At 36.2% G+C, this 23317-nt stretch carries 22 protein-coding genes and 1 other RNA gene; 5 read left to right on the top strand and 18 right to left on the bottom strand.

Annotation, left to right across the window (positions count from 1 at the left end; all coding sequences use genetic code 11):
- Nucleotides 1-115 precede the first annotated feature (115 nt).
- The 3 genes from hisS to ssrS all read left to right on the top strand — a co-directional run bounded on the left by hisS (nt 116) and on the right by ssrS (nt 3597).
- Nucleotides 116-1402 carry a histidine--tRNA ligase gene (gene hisS / locus HNQ94_RS01555; protein WP_221452462.1) on the top strand — a complete coding sequence of 429 codons (1287 nt, stop codon included), beginning with the start codon at nt 116-118 and terminating at the stop codon, nt 1400-1402.
- Complete coding sequence (gene aspS / locus HNQ94_RS01550; RefSeq protein ID WP_174494555.1) at nt 1395-3161, top strand: aspartate--tRNA ligase; 1767 nt, start codon at nt 1395-1397, stop codon at nt 3159-3161. The genes hisS and aspS overlap by 8 nt, the downstream gene beginning before the upstream one ends.
- Nucleotides 3162-3411: 250 nt before the next feature.
- Nucleotides 3412-3597: non-coding RNA, 6S RNA (gene ssrS / locus HNQ94_RS01545), on the top strand.
- Nucleotides 3598-3663: 66 nt separating this feature from the next.
- Here ssrS and argF read toward each other — a convergent pair.
- From argF to HNQ94_RS01510, 7 genes are all read right to left on the bottom strand, one after another.
- The gene (gene argF, locus HNQ94_RS01540) at nt 3664-4617 is read right to left on the bottom strand and encodes an ornithine carbamoyltransferase (protein ID WP_174494556.1); all 954 of its coding nucleotides are present in this window, start codon (nt 4615-4617) and stop codon (nt 3664-3666) included.
- On the bottom strand, nt 4617-7853 hold the full coding sequence (gene carB / locus HNQ94_RS01535; RefSeq protein ID WP_174494557.1) for a carbamoyl-phosphate synthase (glutamine-hydrolyzing) large subunit: 3237 nt from the start codon (nt 7851-7853) through the stop codon (nt 4617-4619). The genes argF and carB overlap by 1 nt, the downstream gene beginning before the upstream one ends.
- Complete coding sequence (locus HNQ94_RS01530) at nt 7846-8943, bottom strand: carbamoyl phosphate synthase small subunit (protein ID WP_174494558.1); 1098 nt, start codon at nt 8941-8943, stop codon at nt 7846-7848. The genes carB and HNQ94_RS01530 overlap by 8 nt, the downstream gene beginning before the upstream one ends.
- Before the next feature lie 27 nt (nt 8944-8970).
- The gene (gene argH / locus HNQ94_RS01525) at nt 8971-10392 is read right to left on the bottom strand and encodes an argininosuccinate lyase (RefSeq protein ID WP_174494559.1); all 1422 of its coding nucleotides are present in this window, start codon (nt 10390-10392) and stop codon (nt 8971-8973) included.
- Entirely contained in the window at nt 10389-11648 is a 1260-nt protein-coding gene (locus tag HNQ94_RS01520) for an argininosuccinate synthase (RefSeq protein ID WP_174494560.1), read from the bottom strand. The genes argH and HNQ94_RS01520 overlap by 4 nt, the downstream gene beginning before the upstream one ends.
- A 264-nt stretch (nt 11649-11912) precedes the next feature.
- Nucleotides 11913-12578 (bottom strand): RsfA family transcriptional regulator, encoded by a 666-nt coding sequence (locus HNQ94_RS01515; protein ID WP_174494561.1) that lies wholly within the window; start codon nt 12576-12578, stop codon nt 11913-11915.
- A gap of 84 nt (nt 12579-12662) precedes the next feature.
- Nucleotides 12663-13946 (bottom strand): replication-associated recombination protein A, encoded by a 1284-nt coding sequence (locus HNQ94_RS01510; protein ID WP_174494562.1) that lies wholly within the window; start codon nt 13944-13946, stop codon nt 12663-12665.
- Between the two features lie 168 nt (nt 13947-14114).
- On the opposite strand from HNQ94_RS01510, the gene HNQ94_RS01505 reads away from it, so the two are divergent.
- Together HNQ94_RS01505 and cymR are read left to right on the top strand one after the other, a co-directional pair.
- Nucleotides 14115-14831 (top strand): YczE/YyaS/YitT family protein, encoded by a 717-nt coding sequence (locus tag HNQ94_RS01505; protein WP_174494563.1) that lies wholly within the window; start codon nt 14115-14117, stop codon nt 14829-14831.
- A complete protein-coding gene (cymR, locus tag HNQ94_RS01500; RefSeq protein WP_174494564.1) occupies nt 14761-15183 on the top strand; it encodes a cysteine metabolism transcriptional regulator CymR in 423 nt (140 codons plus the stop codon). The genes HNQ94_RS01505 and cymR overlap by 71 nt, the downstream gene beginning before the upstream one ends.
- Before the next feature lie 563 nt (nt 15184-15746).
- Here cymR and HNQ94_RS01495 read toward each other — a convergent pair.
- From HNQ94_RS01495 to HNQ94_RS01445, 11 genes are all read right to left on the bottom strand, one after another.
- The gene (locus tag HNQ94_RS01495) at nt 15747-16058 is read right to left on the bottom strand and encodes a hypothetical protein (protein ID WP_174496461.1); all 312 of its coding nucleotides are present in this window, start codon (nt 16056-16058) and stop codon (nt 15747-15749) included.
- A gap of 146 nt (nt 16059-16204) precedes the next feature.
- Nucleotides 16205-16717, bottom strand: a complete 513-nt coding sequence (locus tag HNQ94_RS01490) for a DUF3231 family protein (protein ID WP_174496460.1) — start codon at nt 16715-16717, stop codon at nt 16205-16207.
- Between the two features lie 434 nt (nt 16718-17151).
- The gene (locus HNQ94_RS01485; protein WP_174496486.1) at nt 17152-17466 is read right to left on the bottom strand and encodes a DMT family transporter; all 315 of its coding nucleotides are present in this window, start codon (nt 17464-17466) and stop codon (nt 17152-17154) included.
- On the bottom strand, nt 17466-17807 hold the full coding sequence (locus tag HNQ94_RS01480; RefSeq protein WP_174496459.1) for a DMT family transporter: 342 nt from the start codon (nt 17805-17807) through the stop codon (nt 17466-17468). The genes HNQ94_RS01485 and HNQ94_RS01480 overlap by 1 nt, the downstream gene beginning before the upstream one ends.
- A gap of 35 nt (nt 17808-17842) precedes the next feature.
- The gene (locus HNQ94_RS01475) at nt 17843-18046 is read right to left on the bottom strand and encodes a YwbE family protein (protein ID WP_174496485.1); all 204 of its coding nucleotides are present in this window, start codon (nt 18044-18046) and stop codon (nt 17843-17845) included.
- A gap of 20 nt (nt 18047-18066) precedes the next feature.
- The gene (locus HNQ94_RS01470; RefSeq protein WP_174496458.1) at nt 18067-18306 is read right to left on the bottom strand and encodes a GIY-YIG nuclease family protein; all 240 of its coding nucleotides are present in this window, start codon (nt 18304-18306) and stop codon (nt 18067-18069) included.
- 362 nt (nt 18307-18668) lie between these two features.
- The gene (locus HNQ94_RS01465; protein ID WP_174496457.1) at nt 18669-18995 is read right to left on the bottom strand and encodes an SCP2 sterol-binding domain-containing protein; all 327 of its coding nucleotides are present in this window, start codon (nt 18993-18995) and stop codon (nt 18669-18671) included.
- Between the two features lie 97 nt (nt 18996-19092).
- Nucleotides 19093-20322 (bottom strand): hemolysin family protein, encoded by a 1230-nt coding sequence (locus HNQ94_RS01460; protein ID WP_174496456.1) that lies wholly within the window; start codon nt 20320-20322, stop codon nt 19093-19095.
- 118 nt (nt 20323-20440) lie between these two features.
- Entirely contained in the window at nt 20441-20641 is a 201-nt protein-coding gene (locus HNQ94_RS01455) for a hypothetical protein (protein WP_174496455.1), read from the bottom strand.
- A gap of 110 nt (nt 20642-20751) precedes the next feature.
- Entirely contained in the window at nt 20752-21798 is a 1047-nt protein-coding gene (locus HNQ94_RS01450) for an ATP synthase beta subunit C-terminal domain-containing protein (protein ID WP_174496454.1), read from the bottom strand.
- Between the two features lie 111 nt (nt 21799-21909).
- Nucleotides 21910-23181, bottom strand: coding sequence for an ATP-binding protein (locus HNQ94_RS01445; protein ID WP_174496453.1), 1272 nt, complete (start codon nt 23179-23181; stop codon nt 21910-21912).
- Between the last annotated feature and the right edge of the window lie 136 nt (nt 23182-23317).

The following is a 23317-nucleotide window of genomic DNA, read 5'->3' as shown; positions in this document are numbered from 1 at the left end:
TGTCCAAGCTACGACGTAACTACGTTTGTGTGAATCCTAATCGTTAAGATGTAGCAAGAATTTTTATTATAAAAAGCTGTAACCAATATTTAATTTTAGTTAAGGGGGAGCTATCATGATTAATGTTCCAAGAGGTACGGAAGATATTTTACCTAGTCAGTCTAAAAAATGGCAATATGTTGAGAAAAGGTTAAATGACCTTTCTAAAAGATTTAATTATGAAGAAATTCGTACTCCACTTTTTGAAAGTACGGAATTATTCCAACGTGGAGTAGGAGACACAACAGATATTGTACAAAAGGAAATGTATACGTTTGAAGATCGTGGTGGAAGAAGTTTAACATTGCGGCCTGAGGGGACAGCATCTGTAGTCCGGGCTTATGTTCAACATAAAATGTTTGGTTTACCACAACAACCGACAAAGCTATTTTACTTTGGCCCAATGTTCCGCTATGAACGCCCTCAGAAAGGTCGTACAAGACAATTTGTCCAATTTGGGATTGAAGTTCTCGGAAGTGCAGATCCGGCAATAGATGCTGAGGTAATGGCTTTTGCGTTAGAGTGTTATAAAACGTTAGGGTTAAAGTCTCTTAGACTTGTTGTTAATAGCTTAGGGGATGCGGAAAGTAGAACGAATCACCGCAATGCTTTAGTAGATCACTTTTCACCACATAAGAATGAGCTTTGTGGAGATTGTCAAAATAGATTAGAGAAAAATCCGTTACGCGTATTGGATTGTAAGAAGGATAGGGAACATCCAGCTATGAAAACGGCTCCTTCTATTTTTGATTATTTAAATGACTATTCACGTACGTATTTTGAAGAGGTAAAAACATACTTAGAAAAAATGGATATTCCATACGAAGAAGATCCTAATCTTGTTCGTGGCCTAGACTATTACAATCATACAGCATTTGAAATAATGAGCGATGCAGAAGGTTTTGGTGCTATTACCACTTTATCAGGTGGTGGGAGATACAACGGACTTGTCCAAGAGCTTGGAGGACCTGAAACACCTGGTATTGGTTTCGCTTTAAGTATTGAACGTTTATTACTTGCTTTAGAAGCAGAAAACATTTTATTACCGGTAGAGGATTCCTTGGATGTTTATATTGTTGCACTTGGAACAGAAGCGAAAAGAGAAGCAGTTAAATTGGCATTTGACTTACGTAAGTCAGGAGTAAAAGTAGATTTAGATTACATGGATAAAAAGATGAAGGCCCAATTCAAAACAGCCGATCGACTACAAGCAAAAATTGTTTTCGTTTTAGGTGAAGATGAATTGAAAAACAACCAAATTAGTATTAAGCATATGGAAACGGGAACACAAATTGAAAAATCATTAGAAGAAGCAATCCCATATGTGAAGGAATCTTTGCGAGGAGGAAATGCAGATGAGTAAAAGGTTTTACTGTGGGAAACTAACATCTGAACACATTGGGCAAGAAGTTACGTTAAAAGGTTGGGTACAAAAACGACGTGATTTAGGTGGTTTAATATTTATTGACTTACGGGACCGTTCTGGAATCGTTCAAATTGTTTTTAATCCAGCTCTAAATGAAGAGGCGTTAAAACAAGCAGAAAATGTTAGAAGTGAATATGTTTTAGAAATTAGCGGAAAAGTTGTAGCTAGAGATGAAAGTACGATTAATAATAACTTAGCCACAGGGCATTTAGAGGTAGAAGTAAGCAATATAATCATCTTAAATAAATCAGAAACGCCGCCTTTTGCGATTCAAGATGATTTAGACACTGCAGAGGAAACGAGATTAAAGTATCGTTATTTGGATTTAAGAAGAACACCTTTACAAGAAACGTTTAAATTACGTCACAAAACAACACAAGTCATTCGAAACTTTTTAAACGAAGAAGAGTTCTTAGAAATGGAAACGCCAATGTTAACGAAGAGTACACCAGAAGGGGCGAGAGACTATTTAGTTCCAAGCCGAGTACACCCTGGAGAATTTTACGCTTTACCACAATCACCACAGCTGTTTAAACAACTACTAATGGTTTCTGGTTTTGAAAAGTATTATCAAATAGCAAGATGTTTTCGTGATGAGGATTTACGAGCGGACCGTCAACCAGAGTTTACACAAATTGATATCGAAACTTCCTTTATGACAAAAGAAGACATTATGGAAATGATGGAACGTATGATGAAAAAGGTAATGAAAGAAGTAAAAAACCTTGATATTCAAACTCCATTTCCACAAATAAGTTATGATGAAGCGATGGAACGTTATGGGTCGGATAAACCGGATACACGTTTCGAATTAGAAATAGTGAATGTATCAGAAGTAGTAAAGGACTCTGGTTTTAAAGTGTTTAGTAGTGCTGTTGAATCAGGAGGTAAAGTCAGTGGTTTAAATGTAAAAGGTAGTGCTAGTCATTTTTCTCGTAAAGATATTGATAAGTTAACAGATTATGTGAAAATTTATGGTGCAAAAGGGTTAGCCTGGTTGAAAGCGGAGAACAACGAGTTATCTGGCCCTATCGCAAAATTCTTTAATGAAGAAGAGGTTCAGCAGCTTAAAACTTCCATGTCAGTTGAAGATGGCGACTTACTATTATTCGTTGCCGACAAAACAACAGTCGTATACGAAAGCTTAGGTGCCCTTCGATTAAAACTAGGTAAAGAATTAAATATGATCGATGAATCTAAATTTAATTTCCTATGGGTTACAGATTGGCCTCTATTAGAGTATGACGAAGAATCAGACCGTTATTTTGCTGCACATCATCCATTTACAATGCCTGCTGATGGTGATCTTGATAAATTAGATACTGCTCCTGGTGAAGCGAAGGCAGAAGCATATGATTTAGTGCTAAATGGATATGAGTTAGGTGGAGGGTCTTTACGTATTTATCAAAAAGAAATGCAGGAAAAAATGTTTAAGGCTTTAGGTTTTTCACAGGAAGAAGCTAATGAACAATTTGGCTTCTTAATGGAAGCACTTGAATTTGGAGCGCCACCACATGGTGGTATTGCATTAGGGTTTGACCGCTTCATTATGTTGTTAGCGGGAAGAAAGAATTTAAGAGACACCATTTTATTTCCGAAAACAGCATCTGCTTCTTGTTTATTAACGGAAGCACCTTCGACAGTTAGTGATGCTCAACTAGAGGAGTTAAGTTTAAAACTCCACTTAAAAAAATAAGGAATAGAGAAAAGCTTGGCTGACTGCCAAGCTTTTTATTACCTCAGGTGCATTAGTTTGTTGATCGACTATAATCTATGGAAGCTACTATATATTAGGAGTACAATAAAATTATGCATGAAAAGGATAATTGACATTCTATTTTAATGGGCATGTAAAATTGTAAAAAAGATGTAAATTAACCATTGAATTAGACCTTGATACTCACATGTTTTATATGATATCATTCAATTACAGTAAAAAGTTGATACCAATCCTGATGTGTTCGTCATAACCATTCAGTTTTGACCGAACAACAACGTAAACGGGAGCCTAGCGTTTCTGTGTGGCGTGCAAGCCTCCAATTATAGAGTGGAAGTACAAAACATAGAACAGGGCACCCACCTGCTGGGAGCGGGTTCAAAACGTTCAAGGTGACGGCACGATTGGGATTGGTCATACATAACATTAAAAACCTTAAGGAGTAAATTCCTTAAGGTTTTTCTCATTCATTCATTCACTTTTACCCTAAAATAGCTGTTAACAATGCCTTTTGTACATGTAGTCTATTTTCTGCTTGTTGATATACGATAGAGTGTGGGCCATCTATTACATTCGCAGCTACTTCCTCACCTCTATGAGCTGGCAGACAATGCATGAAGAGAGTAGTACTTTTTCCTGATTTTAAAAGTTTTTCATCTACTTGGAACAGTTGAAAATCTTTTTCTCTTTTCCATTGCTCTTCTTCTTGCCCCATACTTGCCCATACGTCTGTATAAATAATGTCTGCATCCTTAACCGCTTCATATGGGTTATTCGTTAAGATAATTTCTTGTTGTTTTCCGATTTCTTTTGCTTTGTCAGTAATCATTTGATTTGGTTCATATCCAACAGGAGTCGCAATTGAAATGTTCATACCCATTTTTGCACAACCTATTAAAAGGGAGTGGGCCATGTTGTTACCGTCACCGATATAAGCAACTTTCAAGTTTTGAAGAGTACCTTTCTTTTCTCGGATTGTTTGTAAGTCTGCAAGCACTTGACAAGGATGATATAAGTCGGTTAAACCGTTTATTATCGGTATTGTTGCATGTTTCGCGAGTTCTTCTACGGTAGAGTGGGAGAAAGTCCTAATCATGATACCATCTAGATAACCAGATAGTACCTTTGCTGTGTCAGAAATTGGTTCGCCTCTTCCCATTTGCAAATCATTTTTTGATAAAAATAAAGCAGTACCGCCTAGTTGGTACATTCCTGATTCAAAGGAGACTCTCGTTCTAGTAGAAGCTTTTTCAAAGATTAACCCTAAAACCTTTCCTTTAAGTGGCTGTATTTGTTTCCCTAATTTTCGTTGTTGTTTTAAATAATCAGCAAGCTCCAATAAAGAATAAATTTCCTCTTTTGAAAAATCTTCTAATGTTAGTAGATTCCGCCTGCTTAAACTATGTTCTTGATTTACTGTTTTTGCATTTTCCATCACTCTAGCACACCTTCTTTCTTTTTATTGACCTTTCTATTCGATTCCCAAAGCTCTTCCATCGTAAATGGTTCTTCTATCGGGCAATTTACTGTTTTTAAGTATGCTAGAAGGGTTTCTTTTGATGTGAAAAAGGGAGTATCTGTTTTTAGCACGTGTTCTCTTAATGTAATTTGTTCCATACTTTTGTCTTGATTGCTGCTAAAAATAAGCTGAAATTGTTGATCTAAGCACATCACATAAGCGTCATGTAAAGAAATATCTTGGATGGATTCTACCCCTTTATCTTTTAGTAGTTTAGCGGTTGATGGAGAAGCGTACTTGACTACATTTATTTTTTTTAGATTCGTAAGGAACGGCTCATCTATTTCATCTTCTGATAAAGCTATAAATAACTTATCTGTTGGTGTAAAAGGGAGCACTTTATTTTTCCAACCAAAAGCTTTGGTTAAAGCAGATTGAACGGTTTTACCTATGCCAATCGCTTCACCTGTTGATTTCATATCAGGACCTATAGCAGGATCTACGTTAGGAAGCTTGTTGTTCGAAAAGACTGGGATTTTTACGACAAAGAATGGTGGGGCGTGATGTAGCCCAAGTTTCCATTCTTTATTTGTTAATTTTTCTCCCATTTGAACCCTTGTTGCTAAATCGATCATAGGCACCCCTGTCACTTTACTTACTATAGGTACAGTTCGTGAAGCGCGGGGATTTACTTCTAAACAATATATTTCAGCAGTCTGATCATCAATGACGAACTGAATGTTCATGATGCCCTTCATATGAAGCTGTTCTGAAATCTGTTTGGCAAAATATGCTATTGTCTGTTTTTGTTTTTCGGATAAAGTAGGGGCCGGAAAGACAGCCATACTATCGCCGGAATGGACACCCGCCTTTTCAATGTGCTCAAAAATCCCTGGAATAATCACATCTTTACCGTCACACACTACATCTATTTCTACTTCCGTTCCCTTAATAAATTGATCTATTAGTAACGGAAAAACGTTAGTAAGGGAAGATTGTGATTGTAACCATGTCACATACTGTTCTAATTCGGAGTTGCTTGAAATGATATGCATCCCTTGGCCCCCAATAACATAAGAGGGTCTGATAAGAACGGGATAGCCTATTTCTGTTACTACTTGCCTTATTTGATCAATGCTGTCAACGGTTTCTCCTGGTATGTGGGGAATGTTTAATTGCTTCAGCAATTGATAAAACTGTTTACGGTCCTCTGTAATATCGATTGCTTTTATACTTGTTCCCATAATTTTCACACCAGATCTTTCAAGGCCTTCACCTAAATTGATAGCCGTTTGCCCTCCAAACTGGATACATACACCTTGCGCTTTTTCTTTTTGAACAACATGTAAAACATCTTCTTTTGTTAAAGGCTCGAAATAGAGATGATCGGCAGTACTATAGTCTGTACTTACTGTTTCGGGATTGTTATTAATGACAATTGCTTTGATGTTTTGCTCCCTTAAGGACATGGCAGCATGAACAGAGCAATAGTCAAATTCTACCCCTTGCCCAATTCGAATAGGCCCCGAGCCTAACACCACTATTTTTTTAGGCCCATTTAGTGTTTCTACTTCATCGATTTCGTTCCAGGAACTATAAAAATAAGGTGTTTCAGCAGAAAATTCACCGGCACATGTGTCTACCATTTTGTAGGATGGAGAAAGAGCTGACTGGACTAACTTTGCTTCGATGATATTTTCCTCAACTCCTAGCAAAAAGGCTAGGTGGTGATTGGAAAACCCAAGAGCTTTCGCTTTCTTTAAATCATTAATGTCAAGAGCATGCCAGCCTTTTTCAATAAGGTTTTTTTCTAGTTCGACTAAATGATTAAACTCATGTAAGAAGTAAAAATTGATTTCAGTTAATGCATTCATTTTTTCTAATGAATATCCTCTACGTAATGCTTCAAATAAAACAAATAGACGCTGGTCAGTTGGATCTTTTAATGCTTGTTCCAAATCGCTTTGCCCGAGATGGGAAAAGGTAGTGTAGTTGTATTGTTCGCTAATTTCAAGAGAGCGAATAGCCTTTTGAAGAGCAGAGGGGAAATTTCTACCTAAAGCCATCACTTCCCCAGTGGCCTTCATTTGGGTCCCTAAAGATCGATTAGCATGAGAAAATTTATCGAAAGGCCATCGAGGGATTTTGACTGCAACATAATCGATTGCAGGCTCAAAGCTAGCAAAAGTATGACCCGTAATAGGATTGATGACTTCATCCAGATGATAGCCTAATGCAAGCTTTGCTGCTATTCTGGCAATGGGATAACCTGTCGCTTTGGAGGCAAGGGCACTAGAACGGCTAACACGAGGATTGACTTCAATGATGACATATTCATCTTTATCTGGATGAAGGGCAAATTGAATATTACACCCTCCTATAACCCCTAGTGCCCGAATTACTTTTATTGACGTACTGCGAAGCATTTGATATTGGCGATCGCTCAATGTTTGAGATGGGGCTACAACGATACTATCTCCTGTGTGTACACCTACGGGATCAATATTTTCCATATTACAAACAATGATACATGTGTCATTTTCATCGCGCATAACTTCATATTCGATTTCTTTCCAGCCTTTTACACTTTGTTCAACTAACACCTGAGAAATCGGACTAGCATATATGCCGTTTTTGACAATAGTTTTGAGCTCTAATTCGTTATAAGCAATTCCTCCACCTGAACCGCCTAAAGTAAAGGCAGGCCTAACAATGATCGGATAACCGACAGTAGTTGCGAATTGAATAGCTTGCTCTACTGTATTGATGGACACACTCTTAGGCACAGGTTCATTAATGGATTTCATCATGGATTTAAATATATTTCGGTCTTCGCCTTTTTGAATCGTATCAAGAGGAGTTCCTAATAACTCAACGTTATATTTTTCTAACACACCTGCTTCCGATAAGGAAACGGCTAAATTTAATCCTGTCTGACCACCAAGTGTGGGTAATAATCCATCTGGTTTTTCTTTCTCTATAATTTTTGATAAAGATTCAACTGTTAATGGTTCTAAATACACAGTATCTGCAATATTACGATCTGTCATAATGGTTGCCGGATTGTTATTTACCAAAACAACATGTAATCCTTCTTCCTTAAGAGCTAAACAGGCCTGTGTTCCAGCATAGTCAAACTCGGCTGCTTGCCCGATTATGATTGGTCCAGATCCAATTACAAGCACTTTAGTGATATGTTCTAACTTAGGCATGCTGCTTCTCTCCCTTGTTCGTTAACAAGTTTATAAAGTTTAAAAAAATAGAAGAGGCATCTGCTGGGCCTGGATGTGCTTCTGGGTGAAATTGTACAGACAAAATTGGTTTACTGCGATGAGCAATGCCTTCTATAGATTGATCATTGACATTTTTATGTGTAATTTCCCAATTTTTCTCATCAATTGATTCAATGACATAGCCATGATTTTGGGAAGTAATCCAAACTTTCCCCGTTTTTAAATCCTTTACAGGGTGATTACTGCCCCGATGTCCGAAAGGTAAACGGTCTGTTTTTCCCCCGTGAGCCAAAGCGATTAGTTGATGACCTAAGCAAATACCTAAACTCGGATAATAATTAGTTATTTGATTTATATTTTCAAGTAAATAATCAAGGTCTTTAGGGTCCCCAGGTCCGTTTGATAATACGACACCATCAGGCTTTAAACTTTTGACTGTTTGAATGGAAGATTGATAGGGGAGTACCGTAACATGACAACCTAATTCTAATAATGTTTTTACAATGGAATGCTTATAACCAAAATCAAGGACAACTATGTGTTTTTCATTGGGTATAAGATGATTAAAATTAGCATCGGTTGAATAAAATATACGCTTTGTTACCGATACTTTTTCTACTAGATTTTTATCTTTAACTTGTATACAGGTTGTCTCATCCTTGTTAGTAGTCATTTTCCCATAGACTTCTCCATGCTTTCGAATAATTGTTGTTAAGGCACGTGTATCGATATCATACATCACAGGAATATTGTACTTTGTAGCCATTTCGTACAGGGTATATTGAGAATGACTGGGATCAGGCGCTTTACATGGATGCGCGATAATCAAACCAGAAAGAAAAGGTCTAATGCTTTCTTGATCTATGTCATTAAAACCATAATTACCAATAAGCGGATAAGTCATTGTAACGATTTGTCCTGCATAGGAAGGATCAGTCATCACTTCTTGGTAACCAGTCATTGCTGTATTAAATACCATTTCTCCTTCTGTTCCTTCTACTTGATGAAGCCATTTTCCTTGTAGTCTATCCCCTGTGCTTAAATGGAGATAGCAAATATTCTCCTCCATTTCATCACTTCCTTCCTAACAATTTAGCTAAAAAAGGACCTCTACTTGTTTTTTCTTTTCCTTTATCCATCCTAGATTTGTTTGAATCAAATCTTCTGCGATGTCCATTTGGTCAAGCACACGATTTTTCGCAGGTCCTCCATCAACGTCACGAGCATCAACTACGGCTTTCGGGTCCAAAACTTGATATATATCTTTTTCTATATGTGGACAGTACTCTTGGTATTGTTCTAACGTTAAATCAAGTAAGTACTTCTTTTGTTGGATACATGATAAGACAATTTGACCAACAATAGCATGGGCCTCACGAAATGGAATATCTTTTCCTACTAAATAATCAGCTAAATCAGTAGCATTCGAGTAATCCTTGACGACAGCCTCATACATGTTTTCTTTTTTCACTTCCATCGTATCGATCATTGGTGCAAACAAAGCAAGGGCACCCTCTAAAGTTTCGACTGTATCGAACATTCCTTCTTTGTCCTCTTGCATATCTTTGTTGTAGGCTAGTGGCAGGCCTTTTAAGGTTGTTAATAAACTCATAAGATTACCATATACTCGACCTGTTTTTCCTCTAACTAACTCTGCAACATCAGGGTTTTTCTTTTGCGGCATCATACTACTTCCTGTGCAAAAGGCATCGTCTAGTTCGATGAAGTTAAATTCAGCACTTGACCATTGAATTAGCTCTTCACATAGACGCGACAAATGCATGGAAATGAGGGAGGCGTTTGACAAAAACTCCACTACAAAATCACGATCACTTACTGCATCCAAACTATTAGGACAAATACCATCAAAGTTTAGTTTCTGTGCAACATAATTTCGATCAATTGGAAATGTTGTACCAGCTAGTGCTCCAGCTCCTAATGGAGAAAGATTCACACGTTTCCAACTATCACAAACTCGTTCAATGTCTCTTTGAAACATAAATGTATAGGCTAATAAATGATGAGCTAATCGAACTGGCTGTGCACGTTGTAAATGGGTATAACCCGGTAGAATAGTATCTATGTTTTGCTTTGCTTGATTTAATAAAGCTTTTTCTACATTTACTAAGAGGGTACTTATTCTTATTAATGCATCCCTTAAATATAAGCGCATATCTAATGCAACTTGGTCATTACGGCTTCTGCCGGTGTGCAATTTACCACCGACAGAGCCAATTTCATCGATAAGGAGTTTTTCTACATTCATGTGAATATCTTCATGTTCTTCACTCAAATGTGCTTCCCCAGATTTAATCTTTTCCAAAACTTTTAGTAAACCTTCCTGAATAGCATGGGCGTCTTGATTGTTAATAATTTGACAGACACGGAGCATCTCTACATGTGCTAAGCTACCTTGAATATCATAAAGAGCAAGTTTTTGATCAAAGGTAATAGAAGCGGTATATTCATCTACTAGTTCATTTGTTGATTTGGTAAATCTCCCACCCCATAATTTCATTGCTTTATCGCCTCTTTCACATCCACTACGATTTGTTTACTATAGTTGTGTTTAGTTGTGATGGACTTCGTGACAGAAGAGTACACTTTAGTCGGTAGCCCCCAAAGCTTAATAAAACCAAGTGCTGATTCATGATCAAATGAATCCTCTGATTTATACGTAGCAAGATCAAAGTCATATAAGGAGTGTGCAGATTCACGTCCAATAACCTGTGCGCTACCTTTAAATAGCTTCACCTTGACATTTCCAGAGACGAACTGCTGCGTTTCTTCTATAAATGCATGGAGGGCATTTGTTATTGGAGAATACCAAAGGCCATCATAAATTGTTTGGGCAAGTTTGTGTTCGATAGTTGGTTTAAATTGAGAGACTTCTCTTGGTAGTGTTAATGCTTCTAGCTCTTGATGAGCAGCAATTAAAGTTAATGCAGCAGGACACTCATAAATTTCTCGAGATTTTATACCAACAAGCCTATTTTCAACATGGTCAATACGCCCTACACCATGTTTTCCTGCTATTTTATTTAATTTCAAAACAAGTTGATCTAACTGATCATATTCCTTGTTTAATGCAACAGGCTTTCCTTGTTCAAATGTGATTTCTATAACTTCTGGTTCATCTGGTGCGTCAACTGGGTCAGTTGTTAATTCATAAGCATCCTTTGGTGCCTCTACCCAAGGATCTTCTAAAATACCGCACTCGTTACTACGCCCCCATAAGTTTTGATCAACACTATATGGATTATCTAAATCAACTGGAATAGGTATACCATGTTCCTTTGCATAAGCAATTTCCTCATCACGGGACATCGCCCACTCACGTACGGGTGCCACAATTTTTAAGTTTGGATCTAATGCGGTGAAGGCAACGTCAAAACGAACTTGGTCGTTCCCTTTCCCCGTACATCCATGGGCAACGGCAACCGCACCTTCTTCCTTAGCGATATCAACTAAAACCTTTGCAATAAGAGGTCTTGATAGTGCGGAGACGAGTGGATATTTCCCTTCATAAAGTAGATTGGCTTTTAATGCAGGTAACACGTATTCATTAGCAAAAAGTTCTTTTGCATCGACGACATAGGATTTAATAGCTCCTACATCTAAAGCTTTATTCTTAACAAATTCTAGATCCTTTCCTTCCCCTACATCCAGAGCGACTGCAATTACATCAAAATTATATTTGTCCTGAAGCCATTTTACGGCAACAGAAGTGTCTAATCCCCCAGAGTACGCTAAAACAATCTTTTCTTTCCCCATAAAAATTACTCCCTTCCTTACATTTAAATGAACATGTATGAATTATTATGCAATATTTAGAATATTAATTCAATAAATTTTAATATTTTTTTATTTTTTTGTTTATTTTATTGGCTTATTAAAAAGTAGTAATGTTTCTTTTATACATAATTGCATGTTAATGGTGAAATTTACCGTTATGTAAACCTTATGTTTTTAACGAAAAAAAGTGCCCGTCAACTGTAAAAGTTTTTGGGCACTTCCTTATTTTAATTTAAATAGTTTTTATCTTGCGACTTGCTGTAAATTGCCGTTTTTCTCCATTCGAAAGGCTTTTGCAGACATTTGCTCTTCATCATCCAAAACAACCATTTTTCTTGCTCGATCCATAATATTCATCAATACGTGGTAGTCTTCTTGCATTGTTTCGTACTGTTTTTCTACTCTTGCTAGTTTCTTTTCGAGTCTTTCGTTTTCTTCTTTTAATGATTCATTTTCTTGTTCTATCTGATTCATCATAGAATGGGACTTATAAGTAGTTTCGTATTCTGATTTAAATTGTTTTAAAGATGCAATAATATCATCAATGGAAGAAACATTACGAGAGCTTACCGGTTGTTGATGTCTTGTTTCAGTAGGTATCGTTTTCTTTTCCCTATTAACGAGATTATAGGTTGGAACAGTAGGTGTGTTGTTTAATTTTTGTTGCTGGGCTATAGCTCGTTTCTTCTCTTTTCGTTGTCTTTTTGCTATTTCAATAGCCTTATCATATCTTCTTCTAACTTCTGCATTCCAACGAAAACCACAAGCTGCAGCCGTTCTATTTAATTTGTCACCTACTTCTTCAAAAGCTCTTAATTGTGTGCTTCCTTCACGAATATGTCTTAATACAGTCTCTGCTAGTAGAAGATCATCTTCGTGAGACCAAGCATCCTGTCTTACTTTTGCCATTTATTTCACTCCTCTTACATGAAGTTTTTTAATAGTTTGTTAATGTTTATAACTATTCTGTTCAATAAAAGAGGAGTTTATACTCTATTTTCTATTTTTATTTTGACTTTGTATTTTATCGTAAACTTGCTTAATAGATGTTTCAAATTTTCCCGTTGTTTTTGGCTCATAATATATTTTGTTTTTAATAGAATTTGGTAGATATTGTTGTTCGACCCAGCCTTGCTCATAGTTGTGAGGATACTTATAATCTATTCCTCTACCTAATTTCTTTGCTCCTTGATAATGGGCATCTTTTAAATGAGCAGGAATGTCGCCACTCTTTCCAGCTCGAATATCAGCCAAGGCAGCGTCTAAAGCTTTATAGGCGGAATTAGACTTAGGGGATAGACAAAGCTCCACAATGGCAACAGACAAAGGAATGCGAGCTTCAGGAAAACCTACTCTTTCTGCGGCCTCAATAGCAGCTAAAGTGCGTGGGCCTGCCTGTGGACTTGCTAAACCAATATCCTCATAGGCACAAATAAGCATTCTTCTAGCAATACTATCTAGGTCCCCAGCTTCTATTAAACGACCCAAATAATGTAAGGCGGCGTTTACATCACTACCTCGAATAGATTTTTGAAAGGCTGATAGAACATCATAGTGACCATCCCCGTCTTTATCATGGGAGAAACTTTTTTTCTGCATACACTCTTCCGCAACAGTTATATCTATATATATGGAATCATCACTATTCGGTTTAGTAGAAGTAACGGCTAGCTCTAACCCATTTAAAGCCGAGCGTAAGTCCCCATTAGCAGCAAAAGCAAAATGGCTTAAAGCTTCCTCCGTAATATCTACTTTAATATTTCCAATACCAAGCTTGTTATCCGTTAACGTGTGTAAAAGTCCTTGTTTTATATCTTTTTCATCGAGTTTTTGTAGTTCAAAAAGATGACAGCGACTTCTAATTGCAGGATTAATGGAATGATAGGGGTTACTTGTGGTGCAGCCTATTAAAGTAATAAGATTGTTTTCAAGATGGGGAAGGAGAAAATCTTGTTTTCCTTTATCCAACCGATGTACTTCATCCAGTATTAAAATAAGGTGGCCTGAAAACTTAGCCTCTTCAACAGCAATTTCCATCTCTTTCTTTTTATCTATTACTGCGTTGAGCAGTTTGAACGGCATTTTTAAATTTTTGGCAATAGCCATCGCCATACTCGTCTTTCCTGTACCAGGAGGTCCAAACAAAATCATAGAAGATAACCGTTCTGCTTCGACCATTCTTCTAATCATTTTCCCTTCACCTACTAAGTGGGTTTGTCCAATAATTTCGTCTATATTTTGTGGCCTCATTCGGTATGCCAATGGTTTTGTATTCATTTCCATTACTCCTTTAAAACCAGTATCTTTATTTAGGGTAATCCTGATTTATATAAAATGCAAGAGCCATGATGTTCTGCTATAATAGCTATTGTTTACATTGAAAACTGGAAAGGGAATTAATATTTCCAGAAGCTGAATGCGGGAACCTAGAGAGGATTATTAAAAATGACAGAAAAGCAAAAAGACATCACGAAGAGTAGGCATCTGCTTTTACGATGGGGATTTTACATAATAGGTATCATTATCCTTGCATTTGGTATTTCGTTGACAATAACTGCAAAGGATTTAGGAATTAGTCCGTGGGATGTACTACATTATGGTTTATATAAACAGTTTGGATTAACGATTGGAAGCTGGAGCATTATTGTCGGGGTTATAATTGTAGCTTTTTCTTGTATCGCATTAAGGCAGTGGCCAAAAATAGGAACCATTTTAAATATGGTTTTAATTGGCATCTTTATTGATTTATTTTTACTGATCTTACCTGATCCAGGACCAATTTGGATGGATATCATTGTTTTAATAAGTGGAGTTATTATATTTGCATATGGAATTGGCCTTTATGTTGCAGCGAATTTAGGTGCTGGACCTCGAGATAGTTTAATGTTGTATATAACCGAAAAAACGGGATGGAAAGTGCAGTGGGTAAGAAATTGTTTAGATGTAATTGTGTTGCTCATTGGCTGGTTACTAGGTGGTCCTGTAGGAGTAGGAACAGTCATTGCATCGTTAACATTAGGAACTATTTTAGGGTATACCTTTCCACATTCAAAAAAATTGATGGACTTTATGATTAAAAGGGGGAAAAAAGGTGAAGATTTCTACAAAGGGCAGATACGGATTAACCATCATGATTGCGCTAGCGAAAAGTTACGGAGATAATACACCATTGTCTTTAAAAGCAATTGCAAGAGAACACGATTTATCAGAACATTATTTGGAGCAATTAATTCCGCCACTACGAAATGCCAGGCTCGTCAAAAGTGTTAGAGGAGCACATGGTGGTTATTTATTAACGAAAATGCCGGAAGAAATCACTGCTGGTGACATCATTCGGGTGTTAGAGGGTCCGATTAGTCCGGTAGAAGGTATTGAAGATGAAGAACCAGCAAAGAAAGAGCTCTGGATGCGTATTCGAGATGCCGTAAAAGAAGTTTTAGACACTACCACGCTAGATGATTTAGCAAAATTTGAAGAAAACGATCGTCAAGACGGGTATATGTTTTATATTTAAAGCTGTTTTTATTTAAACTGCGAAGTAACTTTGTAATTTGGTCAGTGCTATACGACCGCTTCGGCAGAATACTTCGCTTTCCACGGGCACGGCCTCAGCCTCCTCGCGGAAAACCACCGCTGCGGGGTCTTCAGACACGTGCTATCCCGTAGGAGTCTGCGTATTCTGCCTACGCTAAGATTGATTTTCTAATTCAAGGATAGTGGTAAACCATATAGGCATGTTAGATTCTTTATCAATACGACTATATTATTAACTTTCCTTTTCCCAGCTCATCCGTACATTAAAGATAAGCACATGCTTAGCGAAGGAAATACACGTAGACTCCTACGGGACAGCGAAGACGTTGAGACCCCACAGCGAGCGTTCTGTGCGAGTGAGGAGGCTCAGCGCGAGCCCGTGGAAAGCGTTGTGTATTTCCGTAGCAGCTGGAATTAAAGTTCAATGGTTACGTCGTATTTTCTATCAAATGCGAAAAATAACAACAATCTTTACATCAATAACCTTCTCTAAATGTTCAACATCCTTTTAATGATAGGCGGAAGAGATTAAATAGTCAAAAATTATTTACTTCTTTTTCTCTGTGATTCATAAATGAGATTGTTAACAAAATTAATCACTAAAATCCCAACTAACGTATAAATAATTAGTGCAATAAAGGTTGCCTTCTCTATGAAAAACATGCCACTTATATAGGAACTTGGAAAAGCAGCATCAAATGGATAGATTAATGGATCACTAAGTAAGTAAAGCCATTGAGCCAAAAATGATTCTGCTACTGGACTAAATATTTTAAACATAAATCGCAAACATAAAATAGCTTGAATAGCTCCTAATGCAAATTGAAGTATACTAACAAAAAAGTTTCTCTTCATGAGAAACAACTCCTTTACGAAAACATTGAAACCCCCTCATAAATACTATGCATATGTTTGCTTTGTTTTGTCTTTTGTTAAGTATTATCTGTTTTTTTCACAAAAAAAAAGATCCTACCCATTTAAGTGGTAAGATCCCTATCCAATTAACAGTTCTCTGCTTTATTTTTATGAAGTGGTGGTGGGATTAACCAACCTTTTTCTTTATTAAGTCGAAGAACCTTAGCCCCTAGAGTAGCCTTCTGCGTATGGATTTGACCGAATAACATCGCTATATCTTCTCTTATTGCTTGTCCCATAACTTGACTACATGCCACTAAACCTGCTGCTATATCAGCTGAAATGGCAGCAGCAATTTCAGGGTCTTGAAAACGAGCCCCAACAGGAATATCATCCAAGCAAGCATTAGGTCTTTCAGGTGGTGCTGGAGGAAGTCCTACTCCATTTTCCTTTAATAACTGTTCCACTTGCTTCAAATTTTGTTTGCACAGTTCTTTTGCTTCCAAAATAATTTTCTTTAAGTCTTCATCTCCAGCGTGATTATGCATTGTCTCATAGCCGGCAACCATTTGTTTAGCTGCCAAATCAAATGACCAAATAGCAAATACTTCACCATAATGCATTGGCTCTTCCGTTGGATTACCACTTAATATACCCATACTAATCCTCCTAAAGACATTCATTTTTTGTGCCCCTTTCTTTATTGCACAACTATAGAATGACTCTTATGTTTCACAATTATTCGAACTTTCTAGAAGGAAATACGAATATGAATTTGACTTTTTTTGTTTAGTTATGTATAATATATTAATTGTGTAGTGAATCAATACCTATGTTCCATTTTACTGATTGAAAATATATAGACGTCTGGCGTCTGTGATATAAAAGAATTTCTTATTTGTACTGGCGCGATCTCGGAATCGTAAGGATGAAAGAGAGGTAGGGCTTTCATTATTTAAGGAGAAGCGCAGATATTTACCGCGGCAATATGGTAAAACATTTAAATGTTGTTTTTATAGCAGAACATTCATATATTGATTCATCCACTTAGAGGGTGTCCCAGATTATAGGGACCCCTTTTTACTATTCTTTTTTATTCATAAATTTTAAGTCCAACAGTTGCTGCAATAATGAGAAATATGAAAAAAACCCTCTTCTTTTCTACAGGTTCTCCGTAAAAGACCATCCCCAATATAGTCGCTCCTGTTGCTCCAATTCCAGTCCACACGGCGTAAGCAGTTCCCATAGCGAGTGTCTTCATAGCAAGGGAAAGGAATAAAAAACTCATCCCAAAACCCAACAAAAGCCCAATCAATGAAAAGACATTACGTTTTTTATGTAACACGTTAATCATCGTGACACCAATCATTTCAAAAAAGCCTGCAAAAACTAAATATGTCCAAGCCATCATGAGTTTGCTCCTTCATGTTCCTTATCTTCCGTCACTAACTTAAGCCCCATTATTCCAATAAGTAAAACAAATATTAGGAAGATTTTTATTACCTTAAAAGGTTCATTAAAGAATATAATTTCAGATAGTACTGTCCCTGTCGTACCAATTCCTACAAAAACCGCATAAACAGTCCCAACAGGAAGATCTTCCCCTGCCATCACTAACAAATAAAAACAAATAGCTATTGCAATTACTGTCCCTGTCCAAGTCCAAAAATCATGTGCATGTTTTAGACCAATTACCCATAATATTTCAAACATCCCTGCAATAAACACTTTTATCCAGCTAACAGACATATATGTACCTCCCACTTGTTGAAACACCTATGTCTCTACTTGTTGTTTGAAAAAATCTCCTTTACTCTGCCTACACGACCATCCATTAATCTAACTTTTATACCATGTGGATGAAAGTTAGAGTTAGTAAGAATATCCTTTACAAATCCCCGGGTACTTACCCCAGTTCTTTGGTCTTTTTTCAATATAATATCTACCTCTAGTCCTGAGGTAATGTTACTTCGATAACGCCCATCCATATTCATGTCAACTCCACCTACTATAGTCGTATTAAAGCTTCCTTTTCATCTTTTGAAAGTTTCTTTATTTCATTCTCCCGCTTCATCGCTTCCGTTTTTGTATCAAATGCCTCATGATACACTAACTCTATTGGTCCTCTTCCTCTTGTATACTTTGCACCTTTCCCCTCCTGATGCATTTTTATGCGATGCTCTAATCTGTTCGTATAGCCTGTATATAAAGAGTTATCTTTACAACGAAGTACATACGTGTAATACACGTTCCATCACTCCAAATTATGAATTCATTCTTTATCATAGCAGAAATGATTGTTTAAATTAATTAAAGGCACTTTTTCTTAAAGATTGGTGTTATGGAGAATACAGTTCAAATATATTTGCTCGTTTCGTCCATCTAGTGCAGATTCAGCAGAAATAATTGCTCGTTTCATTCATTAATTGAGCTTTATTAGATAATATCAAAGGTCCTTAGCTGTTTAGGTTCTTCATGGGAGTATAGCCATAAAATCAAGTCCCCGTGTAGACGGGGATTCCGAATACTCAAGGTTTTTTATATTTAATTTACTAAGAATTCCTTATTAAAAAACCACCAAATACTAAATAGTTTGGTGGTTTTTTAATATTATTGATATAGTTTTAAAATTTCTTGAAGTTTTAAGGCTAGTCCTAATTTGCCTTCTACTTTTAATCCACCAGTCATAAATGCCATCGTCGTATTTAAATCATCCTTTAGTAACTTTGAAAAGTTTTTTTCAGATAGTATTAAAGTTACCTCGGGCTCTAAAGGGTTACCTTCCTTTACTTCCACCTTGCCATCTTGAAGTACAATCTGTAATGATCCACTTTCTTCAAGATTAACCTGAAATACTCGATCTTTTTCATTTTTAATGTGGTCTGGATTGGCATTCATTTTCATTACTAATTCATTCAACTCAGCTTTGACAGTCATATAAGCACTCCCCATTTTTTATTACTAAAAAAATTTTACCATAATGTGGAGTTTAATTAAGTAATTATTTTTCTTCCCTACATTTCCTATGCGGAATTCAATGTGCACTTTTTGTTATTTTAACCTTTTGTATCTTATTATCTTCCATTTCCGTTACCGTAAAGTGTAAGTGTTGATACTCAATTGTTTCTCCTTCGTTCGGAATATCTCCAAATTCTTTAAATAAAAATCCGGCTAAAATGTCTTCCTCTTCCGGAATTCGCGTTTTGAAAACTTCATTAATGCGTCTTATAGCTAGTTTGCCATGGCAAATTATATGGGATTCGGTTAATTCATCTATTAGTACATCTCCACTATCATCTGTTTCATCTTCTATTTCTTGCCCAATCATAGCCTCAATTATATCCTCATGACTAATGATACCTGTTGTTCCACCATACTCATCAATGACAATAGCTAAGTGTTTCTTTTCCTTTAACATCATTTTAAACACTTTTTCAATAGAGGTTGACTCCACTACAAATAATGGATTGTTATCCGTGTATTCACTTAATGGTTTCTTTTTGGAAAATGACCACTTCAACAAAAGCTTGGAATGAAAAACCCCTACGATATTATCCATATTTTCTTTATAAACGGGATATCTTGTGTAGTTATTATTTAAGACAATGTCCTGCGTTTGTTCGAAATCATAATCAGAAGGAATACCGACGATATCTATTCTTGGAGTTTTTAAGGCATCCCGTACATCTTTACTGTAAAAATCGATGACACCTTTAATTCTCGTTGATTCTTCATTTTCAAATGTTCCTTCATTTGAGGCAATGTCCATCATAGTCATCAGCTCTTCTTTTGAAAAAGAAGCCTCTTTTTCAGCTCCTTTTGAAAGAATTCGGATAATAAATCGTGTAAATCTAGAAAGAAAAAAAGTAAATGGTTTTAAAATCATGACCAATATCCGAATAAAAGGTGCTACAAAATAAGCTATTTTATCAGCAAAGGTAGCTGCTATTGACTTCGGTAAAACTTCTGCGAAAATGATTAAGACAACTGTCAAAATTCCAGTTGCCATACCGACATTATAATCGTATTGAATTGCCACTATTGTAACTAGAGTAGGCAGCATTATATTGGAAATGTTGTTCCCAATTAGGATTGCTGTTAGTAATTCATCTGGTTTAGAAATAAGTTTAAGTAATTTTTCGGACTTCCGATCATTATTTTCTGCTCTAGTTTTTATTTTCATTTTATTTACTGCAGTTAAAGCAGTCTCACTTCCGGATAAAAAGAAAGATAAAATCATAAAAATCAAAATAGCGATAAGCATATGAAATCCTCCGAAATAGTGATTTGTATTTTTTAGTATTGGACAATTTCCCCTATTCCATTAATAAAAAACCCTATTTAGAAAATGGAATCAAAACAAAAAGGAGAATGACGTATAGTCAGTCTCCTTGAGCTTGATTCCATTGATTTATTTTGTTAAGTATTGTTCTGGCAGACACAGAACCGTTTTGTAACATTTTCTGTCTAACCTTTTCTTGCATGGCCCCATCCATGTTTTGATAGGCCATTAACCCAATTACTTCATTAGAGGTTAAGATTTTACGGTACATCTTGGAAACCTTTTTATCCTCAACATCCATAAACTAGGCTTACTCCTCTCGAAAAAGTTTACCTTATTATATTATTTTACCAGTAAAAGTGTGAATTTTCTAATAATTTTTTGACTATTTTGTTAACTTTTTTTAGATAATTACGTTAGGTTCCCAATATAGGTTAATTGTTCCTTATCTAAAGAGTCAGTAGTTCCATCTAGAATTTTTCTTACATCAAATATGGTTTCCTGAAGGTTGACGTTTTCGCCTTTTTTCCCAGTGTATTCTTCCGCTACATAAAAAGGTTGTGTTAAGTAAGCTTCTAATCGTTCCCCTCTTTTAAATGTATGTTGTTCAGTAGAAGGTAGATTTTCTAAACCCCTTATGGCCACAAGAGATCGGAGTTCCCGATATCGCCTTAGTAATTTTTTAGCCCTTTGCTGTATAGAAAGATGATTTTGATCTAGGTGTGCACCCTCTAAGACAGTGGACGTCGAATATAAAGGATTAACAGCAGGAAATAAGTGTCTCGCTGTTAAATCTGCATCAAATTGCCATACTGTTTCTAGTGGACCATACGGTAAGTCTTCATCTACTGCTTCACCCTTTAAGTCGACTAAAAATGTTGTTACTGGCTTAAGATCTTTCACTAGTAGTTTCTCCTGTAGATGAATGATTTCACCGGTTACAACGTGAGAACGATCAGCAGCAAAGGCTATGCTTTCTTTCTTGCCTATTTTTTCTATTTGTTCGTAAGCTTCCTTAATGGTGTAAGCGATAATGTCATATTGATCTAGCAAGTCTTGGATTTCAGAAGGTTCTCCCTCCGGCATTAAAAGCATAGTAACAAAACCTTGCTTTCTCAATCGGTGGAACGTTTCCGCTAATAAAACTAATTGTCCCATTCCTGGACGTGCTATTAAGCCAATAGTTCCACCTTTAGCTAAAGGTGCAAATAAATCAACCGTTTTAATGCCTGTCTCCACCATTTCATTAACTTCTCCTCGAATAATTAACTCATCCAAACTACACTCCGCTAAAGAGGCGAGTGCTACTAGTGTTTTCACCTCTGCTCTACCAACAGGAATCTTTCCTGTGCATAGATTTGAAACAGTTGCTGGGCGTAAACCGACCGATCGTGCAGCACTTGTTAAATTAGGAACCTTTCTTCTAAGTAACGCAACATTTAATCTTAAATTTTCCAAACGAGCACCTCCTATTACTTTCAATAGTAACTTAGTTTACCCTTAAAAACAATAATGAATTTCTGCTGTTTTCTAATAAAAAAACATTAAAAAGGGGACTCCTTTTAATGTTTAATCTGTTAAGATTGGCATTTGTATCATAAAAGTTGTTCCTTTCCCCTCTTCACTTTCGACTTTAATGGTGCCGTTATGATTTTTAATAATATTAAAGCAAATTAAAAGTCCTAAACCTGTCCCACCTTCTTTTGTTGTAAAAAAAGGTTCACCGATTCTTCTCAGATTTTCCTCGCTAATCCCTGGGCCCTCATCTTTAATCGTTAAAACTGCTTGTCTTTGCTTAATCGATACTTCAATTTCAATTTTTCCGTTTTCCATTACTTCCATTGCATTTTTTAATATGTTTATTAAAACTTGCTTAATTTTACTATGTTCACAAAAAACCATAATTTCAGTTGCTTCATAATTTGTCTGGATTAAAATATTCTTTATCGTAGCTTGACTTCGAAGCAGTAAAGCGACATCCTCTACTAACTCAATTAAATTATGACCTTCCAACAATTCCGCATGTGGTTTAGCAAGTAATAGTAGCTCTGAGGTGATTTTTTCAATTCTGTCTAACTCACCTTCAATTACTTGTATATAATTTGACCGACTTGTTTCATACTTTAACAATTGAAAGAATCCCTTGATCGTTGTTAGAGGATTTCTAATTTCATGGCAAATTCCAGCTGCTAATTGACCAGCTGTGGTTAATTGCTCCGATCGAATTAAGGATTCATCAAACTCCCTTTCCAATTTGATTTGCTCGGTAATGGAAGGAATAGGATGGGAATCCCTTTTATATAACCCAGAAGGAATGATACTTTCATCTGTCATGTAATATTGATGAACCTTTAATAAATCCGCCAAATTTGAAGCTGAAAGCTCTCGACCATCATAGGCACAAACTGAAATAGTTTGATGATTGCACACAAATTGGTCACAGCTACACTCATATATATATAGATTAGATAACAAACTTTTTATTTTTACATTTCCCCATGTGCGTAGAGGTTGGGCCTTTTGAATAAATGGATCTACGATAGAAGCAAGATGATCTATGACCTCTTCTACCTTCTCTTGATAAAAAATACCTGTATCGACAAATACAATCTGATTAATATCATCTTGTGAAATCCCATTGTTTATTAACCTGTTTTTAATCTGAATGATGTAATGGTTCTTTTCAACAATAACGATTCCTTCTCTTTTTGTAACTCCTTCCATAATGAAGTTCGTTACATTATCTAGATATTTTTTCTCATCACTGTATGTATAAATAATATGACCACCATTTGACAGGTTGTGATGACTAAAAGGAATGGATACATCTTTTAAGGACATATTATCCTCCTCTCTATTAATGTTTGTTGTTACGCAACAGTCCGTTTTGTTATTACTTATTTTACTCTAAATAGGAGGAAATCCCTAGTATTTAGCTTAAAAAAACAAGAGGTATAACGTTCTATCGCCGTTATAC

This window comes from Salirhabdus euzebyi (assembly GCF_014207435.1).
Classification (GTDB): Bacteria; Bacillota; Bacilli; order Bacillales; family Alkalibacillaceae; genus Salirhabdus; species Salirhabdus euzebyi.
The sequence above is the reverse complement of the archived record's forward strand: the minus strand, read 5'-3'. Positions and strand labels throughout refer to the sequence as shown.